Origin of the sequence: Streptomyces sp. NPDC018610 (assembly GCF_044391765.1) — a bacterium.
In the GTDB taxonomy this organism is placed as follows: domain Bacteria; phylum Actinomycetota; class Actinomycetes; order Streptomycetales; family Streptomycetaceae; genus Streptomyces.
On record NZ_JBISAL010000010.1, the window covers coordinates 25,433 to 42,637 of the forward strand.

A 17,205-nucleotide genomic window follows, 5' to 3' on the forward strand; every position below is an offset into this window, starting at 1 on the left:
TCACAGCCAGTCCGTGCACAGGCCGTGCACGGGAGGCAGGCTGGCGTCGTTGTTGTCCTTGACGTACTTCAGCGGCACCGGGTCGTACTGGGCGTCAACGTCGTTCCAGCACGCCTTCGCGCTCGTCTTCTTCCAGTTCTGCATCTCGGTGTACGCGCCTGCCACCCCGTCGAGCAACAGGCCGGTCGTGTCGTACTGCTCGACGCCGCCGTCGGGGGCCCGTGTCGTCCACAGAGTCCCGTACACGTAGTCGGGGGAGGTGTCGAGATCGCGGGAGATCTTCGCCCACACGCTCTGGCACTTCGGTGACCACATCAGCCGCACTGCGACCGACTCGTCCCCCTCGGTCACCTGCTGCAGGATCTCGGCGTCGTCGTCACACCCCATCGCGATGGGGTCCTTGCCCGAACAGGTGGCCCGCCAGCAGTCCGCCGCGGCCGCCGGAGTCGCCTGGATACCTTGGAAGGCTCCGGCCAGCAGCGCCAGGGCGGCCGCCGCCGGCCCCCATCTCCGTATGCCGTGCACACACATCACCTCTGATCTTTCGTGTTTGCTCGCGGCCGATGTCGGCCGTCGTCCGTGGGCCAAAGGGTGGCCGGGAGGCCCTTGGTCACAGCTGCCGACGCCAGGCGCGGGACATCCGCCTGTCCACCGTGGACAGATGGACACACTGATGGTCGGCCGGTGGCAGATATGTGTGGAGCTGGGGCGGGTCGCACACCGACGTCCCGCCTCAGGCGGTATTCCGGACGTCGGGCGAGGAGCCCCGCCGATTCATATGCCCTTCACCATGGCTGAGACACCCTCCATTCACGCCCTTACGCATCGCGTCGCCAGGAGCATAGAGGAAGCCAACGGCTTGCAAAAAGGATTTCAAGAGCGGTACCGGCGCGCGGGAAATACACCGTCACCGAGGGTCCCGGGGGATGCCCCTTTTCGACCCGCTCGCGGGGTACTTCTCCAACTTCTGTTTTCCACGCGCGATTCCGTAATCGTGCAGGCGACTCTCGGCCACACCCTCGAACCGGCAGACAGGTTCACATCTCCCCCGTCGGCGGATCGGAGGCCAATGAACCGCCACAACCGCTGGAGCATTTGGGGCACCAAGGGTACAAACCGTCAGTGCAGCAGACGCACGAATTCCAGCCGAACCGCGCCACGGAGCGGAGCGATGTTTCGTCCGCGGCATGAGCAGAGAGTAGCCGTCCCACGAATGTGATCTTGTTCACCCCGCCCGGGCGCATGAGCTGGTGCAACGACGGCACACGCCTTCTACGGGAGCAGCCGAGAGGCCCGCATGAATCACCCGCCTGAAGAAGGCTCCCCCTTCGCGGGGATCTGACGGATATTTCGCGGGTGACCCCTACATGGCCCCTACACAAAACCCCGAGAACCACCACATGCTCTGTGTCCGGGCGCGTCGAGTGCGGAGATATCCGGACTGGCGAAAAGATCGGTCGATCATCCGCTCCCTGGCGATTTGACGTCACTGCTCTCGATGCACAGCGGTTTCACCCCACACAGGTCGAGCACCCAAACGGTGCCTCCCTCCTCGGTTACACCCTGCTCGACACCGCAGAATTCCGGAGTGGCAGCAGAACCTGCCGAGGGACTGTCAACAGCCCTGTCCCACTCACTCCCTTTACTCCCACCCTCGGAGGAAACGCACCGCCAGTACCTCGCCGACCCGGCGGACCGGTCGAGCGAGGGCCTTTTCCCCTCGCGCCACATCGCCGTCGAGACCGCCTGCCATGGCGCTCCAGGACGGTGCCCGGCACAAGCCAACTGCGGGAATCGGTCATACCGGTTCCGAATGCCCTGAGAGCCGAGCAGCTCCCACAGGGCGTGCGACACGTCCGTCGGCTTGCTGACGCGTACTCGGGCAGGAGGGGCTCGCTCATCACCTGCCAGGCGGCAAGGGCGAGCGACACGGTCCAAGCCGTCGCCGACCTACGGTAAGTCCCATCGCCGCGCGATGAGCCGTCACCTCATCCGTCTCGAGAGCCTGGCCGATGCCGGGGGTGGCCGGCCAGGACGGCCGCCGCGTGCGCGCTGGAAAGTTTCCCGGGCGGACGGATCCTCGTCACCGTGCCCACCCTGGAGCAGACCGCATCCATTCCCCCCGTGGCTGCTGCCGACGCTCGTCACCACAGGGACGTGCGGCGTCACCCGGAGTTGTAGCCCCACCGAGCCTGGCCGTCCCTGCCCATGAAGCACTTCGCCGGCCGCCCGTCGCCGGTCGTCGCGGTGGCGCCGACGGGAGCACAGTACTGTCCGAACTGGACACCCGCCCGGCCGCCGGTGCCGCTGCCGCCGCTCGAACCACCGGTGCCGCCCGAACCGCCGGAGGAACCGCCGCTGCCGGAACCCGTGCGGCTGGACGAGCCCCCACCGGTTCCGCCTTCCCTGCTGCCGCCGGCCGGAGTGCCGTAGGACGACTGAGGACGCGGCTTGGGCTTGGGCTTCGGTTTGGGCTTCGGCGTCGGGCTCGGGCTGGGTTCGGTGCAGGAGACGCCGGGATCGATCAGCCACAGGTCGGACCGTGTCGTGGTCGAGACCTCGCTGCCCGGTTGCGGGTTTTGCCGGCACACCTGCCAGTCGGCCAGACCCCGCGACCCGCCTTCGTCCAGGCGCTGGCCGGTGTGGGCGTGGAAGACGTCGACATGGTCGAGCCCCAGGTCACCCAGGGCGCGCGAGGCGTCGTCGAACCGCTCACCGACCAGCCCGGGCATCCGGATTCGGCGGGAGCCGTACAGCCATGCCGGACACACCTCCCGTTCCGGCACCGCGTAGAGCGTCAGCGTGGTGAGGGACGGCCAGGCCGGCACCTCGGCGGACGGACTCTGGAAGCACACCCGCCAACCCGGCGCCGTGAGCTTCACCGACCGGCTGGCGGAAGATGCGTCGGCGGCCGACACCTTCCGCCACCCATCCAGGCGCGCCTTCGCCACCGCCGAGGCGAGGGACGTCTTGTTGAAGTCGGGCACGTCCACGGTGCGGTACGTCCGGTCCTGCGCCACGGCCTTCTCCTCGCCCGAGCCCGGGTTCAGCCCGGCGAAAGCGACCACGGCCGCGGCGGCGGCCACCGAGACGGGGTGCCTGCACACCCATGTGGATAGCCGCCTGCCACGGCCGGGGCGCAACGGCGAATCGAGGGGCAGGAGCCGCCCGGCCGTGCCGAGGAGCTCCCCCTTCGGATCCAGTTTCGAGCCGTGCAGCTTGCGCGGCTTGCCGTCGACCAGGACGTCGACGGAGCCGAACATGCCGTACGCGCGGCGCAGGATCAGCAGGGGCGCGGGGACGCGGACCGCCTTCGGCGCCAACAGGTTCCGGAGGAGGACGAGGCCGCGGGTAGTGAGTGCGGCGTAGCCCCAGCCGTCGTGGTACAAGGCCCTGACCACCTCGCCAGACGTCAGCTCGCCCAGGAGCGCCTTCGCGAAGTCTTCGGGAAGGGAGATGCTCTCGCCGGCGGCGGCCCTGGCGGTACGGTGATCGTTCTTCAGGAGACGCTGCACGGCGGTTTCGGACATGCGGGGATGTTAGCGGCCGCTGCTCCGCTACCGAACACCAGTACTCGACCTGGCCCGGTTCCGCACCTTCGACTCGTCTTACCAGGCATTTTTGCCGACGACGGGAATACAGCCTCTATCGACTCGCACTCCCGCCCACGCCACATGGCAACTGTTTTCAGACAACGGGTCGTCGGCCCCTAGGCCGTCCATCCGTCCGCTCTGAGTACCGGCCTGGACAGTTCTCCGTTTCCCGGCCGGAGCCTTCACCGCTCGCACGGAGAGGACGTCCTCTCCGAGGTCTACTCGCTGGCCCAGTTCGGCTCACCTCCGCTCGCGTGGAGAGGACACCGCGTCGTCCTGGTCCAGGAGCAGCGTGTACGGCTCACCTCGTCAACGATCGATCGGGAGCACCTGGTCCAGGCCGCTCTCGTGCAGGATCTGCTGGATGGTGTCGTCCAGGGTGCTTGCCGCGTCGACAACGGTCTCCAGTCCGTCGGGCAGCAGGTCCTTCTCTCGGTACCAGTCGCGCAGGCGGTCTTCGGTGACGTGCTTGAGGTACTCGGCATCGGGTTTCGTCGCATGCCGGAGCACCGTCTCCGTGTAGGGCACATGCAGGTAGTAGCAGCGTGAGACGCCACGGTGGGCGCGCACCAAGTCCTGGAGCATCGTGCCGTAGCGGTCGGCGTACAGGATGCCTTCCACGACGACATGGAAGCCGTTGTTCAGGGCGTGGCGGGTGGTCAGGTCGATCAGGCCGATGTTGGCGCCGCCGGGCCGGTCGCGTTCACGCAGCACGACACGGCGCAGGTTGTCCTGGCCGACGATCGCGAGGTTGCGGCCGAACTTCTCGCGCAGGCCGGCTGCGACGGACGACTTCCCCGAGGCGCTGTTGCCCCGGATCACGATCAGGCGCGTGTCTTCCGTTCCTACCGTGCCCGGCACGCTGTCCGTCATGTGTCGTCGCCCTTGATGGTCAGTTGCACCCGGTTCTCGTGGAAGTGGTCCCAGTTCATGACCAGGCGGAAGCGCTGGTGTGCCTCCAGGCGTTCCGCGTCGGCCGGCTCCTGGTCGCGCTGCACCTGGGCGTCCCCGGACTGCACGAGCTCCGCGAGGGCGATGCGGACGTCGTCGGCATCCTGGCTGGCGGCGGCCGCCAGTCGGTCCAGGGAGGTGAGGATCTCCCGCGGTTCGCCCAGGTCGTCGACCAAGTGGTTGATGAGAGCGTCGACGAGGGGGCCGGTGCGCAATGTCCAGCGGATCCGGTCGAGCCGCTTGGCGAGTTCGGCGTCCCCGGGCAGCAGGTCACCGGGCAACGGCAGCGCCGCGGGCATCGACCATCGGGCGTCGTCCGGTGTCTCCTCGCGACGCGCCAGGCCCCACGTCAGGTTGAGCTCGGACAGGTCCCGCACGGTCTTGGGCACCGGGTAGCCGGCGGCCGTGAGCATGGCACCGAACGTCTCCCAGCGGTGTGCCTCGTTCGCTTCGCGCCCCTCCGGCGCCGCCTCGTAGTCCCATTCCTCATCGGGCCACGAGAACGTGAGCACGCCGCCGAGATCGCCGCCGATCATGCCCCAGTGGCCTTCGAAGAGCTCCTGCAGGAGTTCGTCCAGGGAGCCGGTGAAGTCAGGCCGACTCGCGGTTCCGATCAGCATCGTCAGCGGGAAGCCCTGGCGGGGCAAGACGTGGTCCCAGCCCGCAGCCCACCAGTCGTTGTGCATCGCCAGGTCCCGGGCGGACGGGATGTGCACACACCGCTCACTCGCCACTGGAGCGCACAGTCGTACAGGGGCCCGGGCACCTGCAGTTGCGATGCCGGGGCCGCGCCCGTGGGGCGCCGTCCGGGTCAGGCAGCGGGACTGAGCGGGCGTGTCACGTCCAGAGTGGGCGGGATGAGACCGACGGTTCCGGTGGACGTGATCTGTCCGAGTCCGGCGCCGATCCGTCCGCGTGGGCCGGCGGGCAGGGCGGCACCGTACATGTAGGCGGAGCGGCGGCCCATGGCCGTGCCGGCGTAGACGTTCTCGCTGACCGCGTGCCGCGGGGAGTCCTCGGGACGATGACGGACACTCCGCGGCGGCTTCCTCCTCGGTGATCACGCCTCTGACGCCGCCGAAGTGGTCGACGTGGCTGTGCGTGTACAAGAACGTCAGAGGATCTCGAGAGTGAGGGCGCCCGAAGAGGTCGTGATCCCCTGTTCGGTGAGGCACTCGAGGGGCTGTGTCGGACCGGGAGCCAGGACGAACTCGACCGCGACCGTGGAACCCGAGAAGTCACCTGATACGACCTGGCCGGTCATCACGATGACGGACACCCCGCCGGGTCGCACACTGATCGCGGTGGTGAAGGCGAAGGTGCTGGAACTGTTCTGGGGGTTCGTCCAGTCGATGCGGCCGCTGCCCTGCGCGTCCTCCAGGACACAGGAGAGAAGGCCCTGGCCGGTGAAGCTGATGGTGCCTGACGTGTGGTCGAGCGGGAGTCCCACGCAGGGGCCCACCGCGCCCGACGCGGACAGGGCGGTCTGGCGCGGAAGGAGGGTCAGGCCGGGCTGGTAGGTGCTGGTTTCGTAACCGGGGCACGTCAGGAGGGCTTGCGCCTGGCGTACGGTCTCCCGGGCTGCCGGCTGCGGCGCCGACGCCGCGGACGCCGGCTGTGCGAACAGACCCAGCAGTGACAGGGCCAGTGCCGAGCCTAACAACGGAAGGCGAGAGGACATGGAAACTCCTGGGCCGTCGGGACCGGGGAAACAGGAGCCCGCTGATGCCACGGCGGTTACGAGACCTCAGCAAGGCGGAGCACGAGCTGCCGTGTACCGTCCCACCATGCCACTCCCCCACCCCGGTGACCATAGCCACTTCGAAGGATCGTCGGGGACAAGCCCTCCACACCGACGCGGCCCGACACCCCGGCCTTGATGCGGTGGCGTATGCGCGGTTCCGCACTGTCTTCGTGCGCCAGAAGTCACCGGGAGTTCGCCTGCTGAAGTGTGACGGGGCAGGTACGCGTGTCCCCTCGCCGTCAGGGTCGGACGGCGGACCGGGGGCCCGCCGCCTGGATGTACGCGAAGCGTCGTACCAACCGGGAGCAGACGATCTGGCCCTCGAGCCCTGCCAGGTGCGCTCCCAGACAGAGGCGGATCCCGGCGGCGAGGACCAGATGACCGTCGTCCACCCGATCGATCACGAGACCATGAGGACGCCTGAAGCGGCTCGGGTCGCGGTCGGCTGCTCCGAGCAGGGCGCATCACCATGCCTCCGAGAGGCAACTGCTCCCCCGCGACGACCGCCGGCTCCAGTGCTGTGCGTGCCGCGATCCGCACAGGGCTGTCGTACCGGAGCATCTCCTCGACCACGGTAGGGGCCAGATGCGGTGACTCCTGCAGCGCGGCGAGTCGGGCGGGATGGTCCAGCAGGGTACGCAGGCCGTTGCTGAGCAGGTTATTCATGGTCTCGCAACCCGCGCCGAACAGCAGTACGGCACTCCATGGGCCCACCATGCGTCCTCGGCCGTAACACCCAGCACTCCGCCCCGTCCCCCGCGGGACGCACATCCGCGTGCTCGTTGTCTGGGCCGCCGCCCCACGTGTGCGTCGCGCGCGGGGTGCGTCCCTCGACATGAGCGCGACTCTGTCGCGGATCTCGAGGATGCCCGGCGAGACCGTACGGCAGACGGGCACGCTCGGCTCCGTACGAGAACCGGTGCCGTTGTCGAATGCGCTGACCTCCGGTTAAGTGCGCGATCACGGACTGCACGTCCGGGAGCCACCGTCGCGTGACCCGTTCCCCCGGACGGCAGGCCATGCCGTGCTCTTCACGACGGCGGCCCGGACGATGGGCTTATGAACGACCCGTTGTTCGACCATGTCGCCGCCCTCGTTCGTCGCGCGTCCGAGGTGCCGGCGGGACATCATCGTAGCGACCGCCGACCGCCTGCGACAGACAGGTGGGGGCCTGGGCGGACCGCGGCGGAGGAGGACATCAGGCACCGGGATAGCGCCACGCCGGCTCAGTCGGCGGGGTGAGCGACGAAAGCCTGGCCAGCAAGGAAGCCGCCTCAGGGACCCGTCGGAACGGCATGAGCCGTGCACGCAGCTCTCGTAGCGCGAGCACAGACCGGCGGGAGCGCAGAAAGGGGTACTCCTCGACGAAGAGCCGGCCGTGGACGCACGCTTCGTCGGCCCGTCCTTGCGCGAGCAGCACCAGTGCTGCGCGCGCCTGGCTGAGGGCCCTCAACCGGTGGTCGTGGGCGGAACGTTCCGCCGCCGCGTACCGGAGGGCGTCCAGCGCTGGACCTACGTCTCTGAGCCGGTAAAGCGTCTGTCCTTGCCGGTAGGCGAACCCGGCTCTCGGGTAATGGAAGAAGGCGTTTCGACAGTCGACGGCCCGGTCCAGTGATTGCTCGGCCATGCCGAGGTCCCGGTACGCGCTCTCGTGCTCCCCCCTCAACGACCGGACGTAGGCGCGTTGCACGAGGACGAAGGCCCGCAGGTCACCGCTGTCCGACGCGGCGGCTGTGACCGCGGCGTCGGCGAGGTCGGCCGCATACCGAAGGACGTTCATCCGTGCCGCCTGGACGCTCATCCCCCGCAGGATGATCGCGCGCGTGTGGTGGTCGCCGGCTTCGGTGGCGGTGTCCAGCGCGAGGAGGTAGTAGCGTTGCGCGAGTCCCTGGTGACCCGCGTCTGCCACCATCTCGCCCATAAGGTGAGCCAGTTGCGCTGTCGCTGACATGAGCTCCGTCCGCACGGGTGGTGTTGCCGGACGCACCAGCAACCGTCCGACGTCGTCACCGAGACAGGAGGCCAGTGCGGTACGGGCGTGCCCACCCCCGTACCGGTACCAGCCTGCGGCGAACTGGGACACCATGAACCGAACCCGCTCCACGTCGGCGCCGGTGACCGCGGCCCGATGCCGGACCGGGCCGACAGACTGTTCTGCATGGACGGCCTCGGCGCTCGGGACGCTTCTTTGGCGGAAGACGGACTGCAGCAGTGTCACTCGACGTGCAGGGTCGACGTCCGTCCTGGCCAGGACGACCAGGTCCTGGAGGACGTTCCCCTGTTCTCCTTCGGCGGTCTTGTCCGCAACGTCGGTCAGCCCCGTCTCCTGCGCGCTGACCGGACGGCCGGTCCTGCGCGTCAGGGCTTCGGCCACGAGCTGGGGAACCAGGCCCCTGGGGCGGGAACCGGTGAGCCAGTGGGCCACCGTGGTGCGGTCGTACCGCAGTGACACACCCTCGGCCGCCGCCAAGCGGTTGACGTCTCGGGCCAGTTCCGCGGCGCTGATGTTCGCCTCCGCCAGCAACTCCGCGAGCAAGGCGTTACGGCCGCGACGGCGTGGCACGGGCTCCTCCAGCGACGTCGTCTTCCGACGTCCGATGTGCAGGGGTATCAGGGTGTCCGCATGGAGACACATCTGTCCACGAACAGCGTTGTTGTCTGTTTTACTCGACTGGCACCTCACCGCAACGGCGATTTCCGGCCGTTCGCAGCGAGATTGCCCGCCTTGCGGAACGCTCGGAGCCCCACTTCGAAACTCCACTTGGCCGGCCCAGTCGTCGGAGCACCGTCTCGACGCGAGCCATGAATCGTACGACCGCCGTTCAGGACGTCGTCGTTCAACACGTTCACGCATCCCTGTGTGCGTCGAGGTGTTCGGTGTGCGTGTCAGGGGAGCCGAGTCCCGAATCCCCGGGGTGAGCCGAGCACCGGTCCTCACCGAAGGCACGCAATCGGTCGCTTCACCCGAGAAGGAGCGTGAGCGACATGCAGGAGAAGAAGGAGTCGGCGCACGAAGGCCACGGTGCCGCACCGGCGACAGGGCCGTTGAGTGCTGAGGAGTTGTTGACGACGACCCGGTCCGTTCGAAGGCGTCTGGACCTGGAGCGGCCCGTGGACGTTCGTCTGGTGCGTGAGGCGTTGACGATGGCGTTGCAGGCGCCCAACGGGTCCAACGATCAGCCGTGGCAGTGGATCGTGGTGACGGATCCCGCCCGGAGGCGCCGTCTGGCCGAGTGTTACCGGCGGGCGGCCGGTCCTTACCTGGAGGCCATGGCGGCGCAGGTGGCCGAGGATCCGGAACGCCGTGGTGTCTGGCAGGCGTCCGTGCATCTGGCGGAGCACCTGCACCGCGTTCCGGTCCTGGTCATACCCTGCCTGAGTACGAAACCCGCTGATTTCGAGAGGCGGTTCGCGGATCTGGGATTCCCTCCTCCGGTGGGTCATGTCGCGCACTCCGTCTACTACGGCTCGGTCTGGCCCGCCATGTGGAGCCTGATGCTCGCTCTGCGTCTGTGTGGGCTGGCCTCCGCCGTGACGGCCCTGCACCTGGCCCACGCCCAAGAAGCCGCGGAAGTGCTGCAGTTGCCGGATCACGTCACCCAGGCAGGTCTTCTGGCCGTGGCGCACCCCACGGGTGGTTCCTTCCGGCCCGCACCTCGTAAGGACATCGACGAAGTCCTGCACCGGGACTTCTGGTGAGTTCGCCGCCCTCTCCCCGGCGTCGCGGCGGCTCCCGCTTACGTGTACAGGAGTGATACGCCAGTGGTCGACCAGAACAAAACCCATGAGGAGCAGGTCGTTTCGCCCGACACACCGGTGGGGGTCGACGGCCCCTACGCCTCTGCCCGCCGCGTCGTCGTGCGGGAGCTGGACGCCGCGCTCTCCCACGTCGAGGAGGGTGTCTGCACCGATTTGGTCACGGCGATCCGCGACGCCGACAGGATCTTCGTGGCCGGAGCCGGCCGCTCCAAACTGTCCGCCGAGGGTTTCGCGATGCGTCTGATGCACTTGGGACTGACGGTGCACGTCGCGGGGGACTCCACGACTCCCGCCGCGGGGACGGGCGACCTGCTGCTGGCCTGCAGCGGGTCGGGTGAGACCCCCACTACGCTGGTGATGGCGGAGAACGCCGCGCGCGCGGGCGCCCGGATCGCCGTGGTGACGGCGAATGCCGACTCGGACCTGGCACGGCGAGCCGACCTGCTGGTCCATCTCGCCGAATACAGCCAAGACCACGAACCCGGCCGGTCCGCCCAGTTCGTCGGGACCCTCTTCGAGCAAGGAGCCCTGCTGTTCTTCGACTCCCTGGTCCTCGCCTACGAGCAGTTGTACGGGACCGAGCCGCGGGACATGCTCGCCCAGCACACCAACCTGGAATAGACGCGGACTGACGCATGACGACGACACCGGTCTCACTGACCAGCACCAAGATGAACCTCGGTCTGCGACAGACCGAGAGATGGATCAACGACGTCCTCCTCCCCCGGGCCGATGCCCTCGCCCGGCTGCGCTTCTGCGTCTGCCTGCCTCACCCGCTCCTGCCTCTGGGAGCCCGTCTCCTGGGGGACAGCGGCATGAGCGCCGGCGCGCAGAACGTCTGGTACGAGGCGGGGGCGTTCACCGGAGAGGTCTCCGCCGGCCTGCTGGCCGAGATCGGCTGCACGCACGTCATGGTCGGACACGCCGAGCGGCGTCGCCTGTTCGCGGAGGACGACCGGCTCGTCAGCCGCAAGGCCCGGGCCGCCGCACACGCCGGCCTCATCCCGGTGATATGTGTCGGAGAACCCGAACGCCTCGGTCCCGCGGCGACCGTGCAGCACGTCCGCCGGCAGGCGTCAGCGGTTCTGGACGCCCTTCCGCGCGACGCCCCGGTCATCGTTCTCTACGAGCCTGTCTGGGCCATCGGCGCCGCGCGGGGCGCCGATCCCCACCAGGCCGCCGCGGTGCTCGACGCCTTGCACGGGGCGGCGAGCGGTCGCCGCCCCGTCGGCATGATCTACGGTGGGGCCGTCGTCCCGGGCACGTACTCCTCCCTGCGCCACCTCGCCCCCTGGGACGGCGTCGCCCTGGGCAGGGCCGCACAGGACAGCGCGCTGCTCGACGAGACGCTCTGCGAACTCCTCGAACCGGCACGCCGGGGACCGGGAAACGGCGGGTGACACTTGGGCACGGACAGCTAATGGTTGTGGGAGTACGAGGGATACCGGCCCGGTGAGCAAGCTCGCGCGAGACCGTGTGTGCCCTGGGCAACGGAGTCTTCGGCGTCCGCGCAGCCATCCCCGGAGAGGAGTCCGGCGCTCATCACCATCGGGGCACCTACGCAGCCGGGTGCTACAGCCACACCTTCGTGCGAGTCGCGGACCGGCCGTACGCTGCGAGGCCATGGCCAACCTCCCCGACTGGTTGTGGACGCGTCTGCGCCCGTTCCGTCAAGGCTGCCCCGACGAACACTGGTTGTCCGTCGACAGCACCGAGCTCCTGCACCACCGCCAGAGGCTCGACCTGCGCAGAAGTGTCCTCACCCGTCTGATTCGCTATCAGGATCGGCAAGGGCGGCGGACTCATGTGGAACAGCACATCCTGCTGAGCTTGGACGACCCTGCCCTGGCTCTGATGAGGATGCGGATCACCGCGGAGAACTGGCACGGCGCCCTACAGATCGAGTCGTAGGTGGACGGATCCGTGACGAACAGCCAGGTGCATCGCTACCAGGCGTTCGGAAAAGGGTATCTGACCGACGTTCGCGCCGGTCAGCACCCCGGCAGCGGTGCCGTACTGGTCACCTGCCGGACCGCGGTGTTGACCTGCGCCGTCAACCTTGTGGCGTTGCACGGCTGACGTTCTGTCGCCGTCGGCCTGGTGAACGAAGCCGTAGGGGCGGCGATCGGCAGGCTGGCGTCTGCTACGCCACGGCCCTGCGCACGAGCCCCGCTCGAGCCCGGGGCGACAGCTCCGCCCGTCAGCGCTGCCCAGGACGAGTGGACGCCCAAACGGCCGGGCATCCGGCCAACCTCAGCTAGAAGCGAGTTGGTTGGCGATCTCCTTGTGCCACTTCTCGGCGTCGGCGGGGTTGTTCAGGGACGCCGCCCACGTCTCCTCCGTCATGTGCAGGTTCCCGGGGCCCGACTTCAGTGCGATGAGCAGTTCCCGGGCCGAGGCACGCAGTTCGGGAGAGGTGCCCTTGCCGGCCGGGACCTCGGGGCCCGCGGCGAGGCCGTAGAGGGTGCGCGCCATGGCGTCGCGCTTGCTGTGTTCGGCCTTCTTCCAGAACTTCAGCGCTTCCTTGAGGGCGTCCTGGCGGGAGGCGGGCTCGGTTCTCTGCTCGCCCTCCTCCGTGGGCGGGGCCCAGCGCTCGGGGTGGCGGGCGCCTTCGTAACGCTTCTTGCCGGCGCGTCCGGCCTTGTACGCGGTGACCGAGAGTAGGAGCCCCGCCGCTGTCGCGGCCAGCGCCCAGCCGACCGGGTTGCTCGCCAGCGTCCCCGTGGCTGCCGCTGCGACCGCCACCGCGCCGCCGGCCGACCTCACGCCGTCCCCGACCGCGCCGACACCCTGTTTCCAGAGCTTGTTGCGCTGCTTCGACAGCGCGTAGTCCCGGGCGGTGTTCAGGGCGATGGTGTCCTGCGCCTTCTTGACGTCACCGGCGGCCTTTTCGATGCTCGTGAAGGCCGCGCTGGTCTGGTCCAGGGCGGCGCCCAGCCGGTCCGCGAGGCCCTCGCCGTCGCCGTCATGGGCACGCTCCAGCGCGGCATACGCCCGCGCGAGCGCCCAGTGGCTTTCCACCTCCGCCTCACGGAGCCGGTTGACTTCAGGCTCCAGCACCGGCGGCGCGGGCACGTCGATCTTCTTGAGGTTCTGGTACTTGCGCGTCGTCAGTCCGAACCGGCGCGCCGCACGAACGCTCTTGACGCCCGCTACGGCGCCGACCATCCCGCTCCCGGCCTCGGCGACACTCGCCGCCGTCACGAGGCCCTCCGCGTGCAGAGCATTCTTGGCGACGCCGATGAAGTCGGAGGCGTCGGTCGCCGTGTTCTGGATCGCGTCGAGCATCTTGGAGGGGTACTTCTTGCGTGGGGCGTGGGAGGAGGGACCCGTCGGGTTGTCCTTGGACTCCTTGTACGCCTTGGTGGCGTCGATGACGTTGTTGACCACCGTGACCCCGTCGGTGAGCCCCATCTCGGCACCGGCCGCGGCGGTGGACGCGCTGGCCTGCTCCGAGAAGTGCGTGTCGGCGTTCTGGGACGACTTCCAGTTCATCTCCGCGTTGGCCGGGACCATGCCGCGCAGGACGAAGGTGTCGAGGACGTCGAGGTGCTTGTTGGCCCGCTCCAGCGCGCTGGCGATTCGCTCCCGGACGTTCAGCCCGGTACGGGACTTCCTCGCCACTTCCGGCTTGGCCTGCGCGTCGGCGGGCTTCGCCGTCGCGTCGCTCCCCCCGAGTCGCTGGACGACGGCGGACGCCGCCTTGTTGCCGGCGAGCGCCTGTATGGAGCCCATCATCGGTCCGATGCTGCGGCGGTCCGGCGCCCCCGCCAGATGCACCGGGCCGCGTATGAGGGGCCGGGACTCTGGAACGGCCGGCTGCCCCGTACGGTTGACGAAAGCAGTGTTACTACCCACCGGTGTCCTTTCCGCGCTCATGCTGACACCGGGTGCGTGGCAAGTCGGGGCATCCGGTGGGGCCTTGCTCGCCCCACAGTATCGAGTGCCCCATGACGCTCATGGAAGGTGTTTCCCGTCTGGAGTTCGTTCTGCGTATTGGTTCTGTACACCGGTTCGTTGCCATCGCCTTGTTCTGGCCGCTCCAAACCCCGGTATCAGTGCCGCCGTAGTGCATCAGCCACCCTTGCCGGACGCCCCGTCCCGGCCTCGCGCTGGCTCAGGCCCAACGCAGCGCCGCGATCGTCAGCGCGGCCAAGCCCGCGTCCAGGGCCGGCTGCATCACCGCGGCGAAGCGCGGGCTGCGATTGCCCGTTGTCCTGGGCCACCGTGTTGTCACGGACTGCCGCGAACTTCTCGGGGCTCGCGTACGAGTGCCCCCGAACGGTGGTCCGGGTCGGGGCCTGTGCCGCCTTTGGCGATCAGCCGTCCGCGGCCTTGTCGGCGTCGGCAAGGGCAACGGCGGCGCCAACGGTGGCGAAGGCGCGGTCGGCGGCAAGGCCATGCCGGAGCTGGCGCCGGTGGCCAGGCGGCTCGGCCGGTGAGGTCGTAGGGGGCATGGGAGTCTCCTTCTGGGGGACGGGGTGGCAGACGGCCGGACGGATCCCAGCTCGCTCCGCTATTCGGCGTCTCGAAGTCCACGGCCTGCCGAGTCATCTGGTGATCATGTGGTTGTCGAAGCCCATGTACACCGAGTGAGACCGTGCCTGCCCCTGCATCAACCCTCATACCTTCCGCGCTGGAGCATCTGGCCTCCGCTCCGGCCGCAGCCCTGCCGACCGACGCCGTCGACCTGCGGCCTTCCTGCACGAGGTACCCGATCCCCGCGACCGCAGAGGCCGGATTCACCCGCTCGGGGCACTACTGTGTGCGGCCGCCGCGGGCGTGCTGGCCGGAGCACGGTCACTGGCCGCAATCGGTGAGTGGATCGCGGATGCCCCCGCCTGGGCCCTGCGCGCCCTTGGTTTCGCCCCGGACCCGTTCACCGGCCGGCTGCTCGTGCCGCACCCGGCCACGGTCCGCAGGATCCTGGAACGAGTGGACGGTGACGCGCTGGACCAGGCCGTCGGAGCCTTCCTCCACTACCGCCAGACCGCCTCAGCACCTGATCCCGTCGGCCGGCCCGGACGCGGTCCGCGCCGAGCAGTCGCGGTGGACGGCCAGACGGTGTGCGGCTCCCGAACGCCGACCCGAGCAGCCGTGGTCCTGCTCGCCTTGATGGACCACACTGGCACCGTGCTCGCCCAGCGGCAGATCGCCGACCGCAGCAACGAGATCCCCTCCTTCGACCCACTGCTGGACTCCGTCAGCCTGGCCGACACGGTGGTCACCGCCGACGCACTGCACACTCAGCACGAACACGGCGCCTACCTGCGACGACGCGGAGCCCACTACCTGGCGATCGTGAAGCGGAACCACCCCGGCCTGCACGACCGAGTGCGACAACTTCCCTGGCGGGACATCCCACTGGAGCACTACGACCGCACCCGGGCCCACCACCCCACGGAGATCCGGCGGCTGAAGGCCGCCGCGTTCGCCCACCTCGACTACCCCGACGCCCGCCAGGCGCTCCAGGTCGTCCGCTGGCGACGTGACCTGTCCACCGGCAAGCTCACCATCGAACGCGTCCACCTGATCACCAGCCTGAAGCCCGGCCAGGCCACCGGTGACCAACTCGCAGCCTGGATTAGAGGCCACTGGGGCATCGAGAACCGCCTGCACCACGTCCGGGACCGCACCTACCGCGAGGACGACTCCAAGATCCGCACCGGACAGCTGCCCCGGACCGTGGCCACCCTGCGCAACCTCGCCATCAGCACCTTCAGGCAGGACGGCCAGGCCAACATCGCCGCCGCCCTCCGCCGAACCGCCCGCGACTGCCGCCGGCCCCCCTGTCAGCGCTCGGCCTCACCTGACGAAACCGGATCCCGATCACGTGATGCCCCCAGATCGGCGACGAAGGACCATATCTCCAGGTCCTGCCGGACGCCGTTCACAGCGAACGCCGAGCGGAGCACCCCCTCACGCTCCATACCGAGTCGTTTCGCCACCGCGAGGCTGCGGGCGTTGTCGGTTGCCGCACGCCACTCCACCCGAGTGATACCCCGGGCCCCCACGGCCCACTCGATCATGCGGCGAGCGGCAAGCGTCACCAGGCCACGCCCTTCCGCTTCGGGAGCCAGCCATGCCCCCAACTCACAGATCCCGGCGCGGCCACGGAACGCAGCGAACTCCACTCCGCCCACAAGCAGTCCATCGAGCCATATGCCGTAGATACGCCCACCATCGCGAGCTTGATCTTCGGCACAGCGCCGAAGCCAACGTTCGACCTTCGCCGGGTCATCCATCTGTGTCGCCCAGGGCAACCAGGGCGCGAGATGCGTTCGCGCGCGCTCGATGAACTCGTAGAACTCCTGCGCCTGCCACGGTTCGAGGCCCCGGAGCTCTGCTCCTTCAGCGAGGGGATAGCTGAGCATCAGTCTCCAATCGGCGTGCTGGCGTTCATGCGTAAACCCAGATCAAGCGTCGAACACGCCTCCCGTGGCCGACACCAACTGCCGCACAAGACTACTGATGATCAACACCCACTGGCATCGGGAGGTAGTCGTCGATAAGCGGGGCCAGGCTCAGCGCAGTGACCTCGGGGGCTGAATCACTGGCAGGGCCAGCCTCACTTGGTGCCCAGCGAATTCGACAACCACATGTTCACCAGACCCATGCCTGCACTGCTCCCAGGGGGTATGAACCGACACCACGCCGGGCGGTGCCTCACCGGCGACACGCGAGCGAGGTGAAGGAGTTGTCGCCGGACTATCAGGCGCTGATGGCCGCCGCGGCCGATGCGGGAGCCGCCGGGCTCGGTGCCCGGCGGGCGGCGGTGGTGCTGGGCTGGGACAGCGCATCCGCCTCCCGCGTCGAAGGTGCCAGGGCACGGCTGAAGCGGCTGGTGGAACAGGGCTGGCTGGTCGAGGCGAAGCCGGGCAGGTTCACGCTGCCTCCGTCGCTGCCGGAGCAAGACGCTGCTGGTGCCGGGCGGCCAGGCGGCGGCTCATGAGCATGGTCATCGACCACAGGATGACCGCTTCGCTGGTGTCGGTGCGCCGCTCGGTAGTCACGGACCAGGCGCCGGCTGCGCAGGCACCAGGCGAAAGATCTCTCCACGACCCAGCGGCGGGGTAGGACCTCAGAGGGCATTCTGAACCGGTACGCCCGATCCCCGAAGTTGGCTTGGGTCAGGCATCGTCCTGGCGATCACGTGGC

At 68.8% G+C, this 17,205-nt stretch carries 14 protein-coding genes and 5 pseudogenes; 8 read left to right on the forward strand and 11 right to left on the reverse strand.

Annotated elements, in window-relative coordinates; translation table 11 throughout:
- From ACH5A8_RS24665 to ACH5A8_RS24700, 8 genes and pseudogenes are all read right to left on the reverse strand, one after another.
- The gene (locus tag ACH5A8_RS24665; protein WP_399005367.1) at window positions 1-525 is read right to left on the reverse strand and encodes a DUF2690 domain-containing protein; all 525 of its coding nucleotides are present in this window, start codon (window positions 523-525) and stop codon (window positions 1-3) included.
- A 1,640-nt stretch (window positions 526-2,165) separates the two neighbouring features.
- Complete coding sequence (locus tag ACH5A8_RS24670; RefSeq protein ID WP_399005369.1) at window positions 2,166-3,530, reverse strand: PASTA domain-containing protein; 1,365 nt, start codon at window positions 3,528-3,530, stop codon at window positions 2,166-2,168.
- A gap of 372 nt (window positions 3,531-3,902) precedes the next feature.
- The gene (locus ACH5A8_RS24675; RefSeq protein WP_399005371.1) at window positions 3,903-4,466 is read right to left on the reverse strand and encodes a kinase; all 564 of its coding nucleotides are present in this window, start codon (window positions 4,464-4,466) and stop codon (window positions 3,903-3,905) included.
- Window positions 4,463-5,260 carry a DUF6042 family protein gene (locus ACH5A8_RS24680; RefSeq protein ID WP_399005373.1) on the reverse strand — a complete coding sequence of 266 codons (798 nt, stop codon included), beginning with the start codon at window positions 5,258-5,260 and terminating at the stop codon, window positions 4,463-4,465. Before ACH5A8_RS24680 ends, ACH5A8_RS24675 begins: the two co-directional genes overlap by 4 nt.
- 116 nt (window positions 5,261-5,376) lie before the next feature.
- A pseudogene (locus ACH5A8_RS24685) lies at window positions 5,377-5,653 on the reverse strand (MBL fold metallo-hydrolase); the annotation flags it as partial.
- Between the two features lie 5 nt (window positions 5,654-5,658).
- The gene (locus tag ACH5A8_RS24690) at window positions 5,659-6,225 is read right to left on the reverse strand and encodes a hypothetical protein (protein ID WP_399005375.1); all 567 of its coding nucleotides are present in this window, start codon (window positions 6,223-6,225) and stop codon (window positions 5,659-5,661) included.
- A gap of 302 nt (window positions 6,226-6,527) precedes the next feature.
- Window positions 6,528-6,692 (reverse strand): hypothetical protein, encoded by a 165-nt coding sequence (locus ACH5A8_RS24695; protein WP_399005377.1) that lies wholly within the window; start codon window positions 6,690-6,692, stop codon window positions 6,528-6,530.
- Between the two features lie 794 nt (window positions 6,693-7,486).
- On the reverse strand, window positions 7,487-8,851 hold the full coding sequence (locus tag ACH5A8_RS24700; RefSeq protein ID WP_399005379.1) for a tol-pal system YbgF family protein: 1,365 nt from the start codon (window positions 8,849-8,851) through the stop codon (window positions 7,487-7,489).
- A gap of 422 nt (window positions 8,852-9,273) precedes the next feature.
- Between ACH5A8_RS24700 and ACH5A8_RS24705 the strand changes: the two genes are divergently transcribed.
- The 6 genes and pseudogenes from ACH5A8_RS24705 to ACH5A8_RS24730 all read left to right on the forward strand — a co-directional run bounded on the left by ACH5A8_RS24705 (window position 9,274) and on the right by ACH5A8_RS24730 (window position 12,126).
- Window positions 9,274-9,987, forward strand: a complete 714-nt coding sequence (locus tag ACH5A8_RS24705) for a nitroreductase family protein (RefSeq protein WP_399005381.1) — start codon at window positions 9,274-9,276, stop codon at window positions 9,985-9,987.
- Window positions 9,988-10,050: 63 nt separating this feature from the next.
- Window positions 10,051-10,668, forward strand: a complete 618-nt coding sequence (gene hxlB / locus ACH5A8_RS24710; protein ID WP_399005383.1) for a 6-phospho-3-hexuloisomerase — start codon at window positions 10,051-10,053, stop codon at window positions 10,666-10,668.
- A 14-nt stretch (window positions 10,669-10,682) separates the two neighbouring features.
- Entirely contained in the window at window positions 10,683-11,447 is a 765-nt protein-coding gene (locus tag ACH5A8_RS24715) for a triose-phosphate isomerase (protein ID WP_399005385.1), read from the forward strand.
- 74 nt (window positions 11,448-11,521) lie between these two features.
- Window positions 11,522-11,620, forward strand: a pseudogene (locus ACH5A8_RS24720) (hypothetical protein); the annotation flags it as partial.
- The gene (locus tag ACH5A8_RS24725) at window positions 11,617-11,958 is read left to right on the forward strand and encodes a hypothetical protein (RefSeq protein WP_399005387.1); all 342 of its coding nucleotides are present in this window, start codon (window positions 11,617-11,619) and stop codon (window positions 11,956-11,958) included. The pseudogene ACH5A8_RS24720 and the gene ACH5A8_RS24725, both read left to right, overlap by 4 nt.
- A gap of 12 nt (window positions 11,959-11,970) precedes the next feature.
- Window positions 11,971-12,126 carry a hypothetical protein gene (locus ACH5A8_RS24730; protein ID WP_399005389.1) on the forward strand — a complete coding sequence of 52 codons (156 nt, stop codon included), beginning with the start codon at window positions 11,971-11,973 and terminating at the stop codon, window positions 12,124-12,126.
- A 174-nt stretch (window positions 12,127-12,300) separates the two neighbouring features.
- Here the strand turns inward: ACH5A8_RS24730 and ACH5A8_RS24735 are convergent, their stop codons facing one another.
- Window positions 12,301-13,785, reverse strand: coding sequence for a hypothetical protein (locus ACH5A8_RS24735; RefSeq protein WP_399005391.1), 1,485 nt, complete (start codon window positions 13,783-13,785; stop codon window positions 12,301-12,303).
- Window positions 13,786-14,787: 1,002 nt separating this feature from the next.
- Here ACH5A8_RS24735 and ACH5A8_RS24740 point away from each other — a divergent pair.
- Window positions 14,788-15,702: pseudogene (locus ACH5A8_RS24740) on the forward strand (ISAs1 family transposase); the annotation flags it as partial.
- 137 nt (window positions 15,703-15,839) lie between these two features.
- On the opposite strand, the gene ACH5A8_RS24745 reads toward ACH5A8_RS24740, so the two are convergent.
- Window positions 15,840-16,421, reverse strand: a complete 582-nt coding sequence (locus ACH5A8_RS24745) for a GNAT family N-acetyltransferase (RefSeq protein WP_399005393.1) — start codon at window positions 16,419-16,421, stop codon at window positions 15,840-15,842.
- A 275-nt stretch (window positions 16,422-16,696) separates the two neighbouring features.
- On the opposite strand from ACH5A8_RS24745, the pseudogene ACH5A8_RS24750 reads away from it, so the two are divergent.
- Window positions 16,697-16,999: pseudogene (locus ACH5A8_RS24750) on the forward strand (hypothetical protein); the annotation flags it as partial.
- Here ACH5A8_RS24750 and ACH5A8_RS24755 read toward each other — a convergent pair.
- Window positions 16,932-17,127: pseudogene (locus ACH5A8_RS24755) on the reverse strand (transposase); the annotation flags it as partial. The pseudogenes ACH5A8_RS24750 and ACH5A8_RS24755 overlap by 68 nt on opposite strands.
- Window positions 17,128-17,205: the final 78 nt, after the last annotated feature.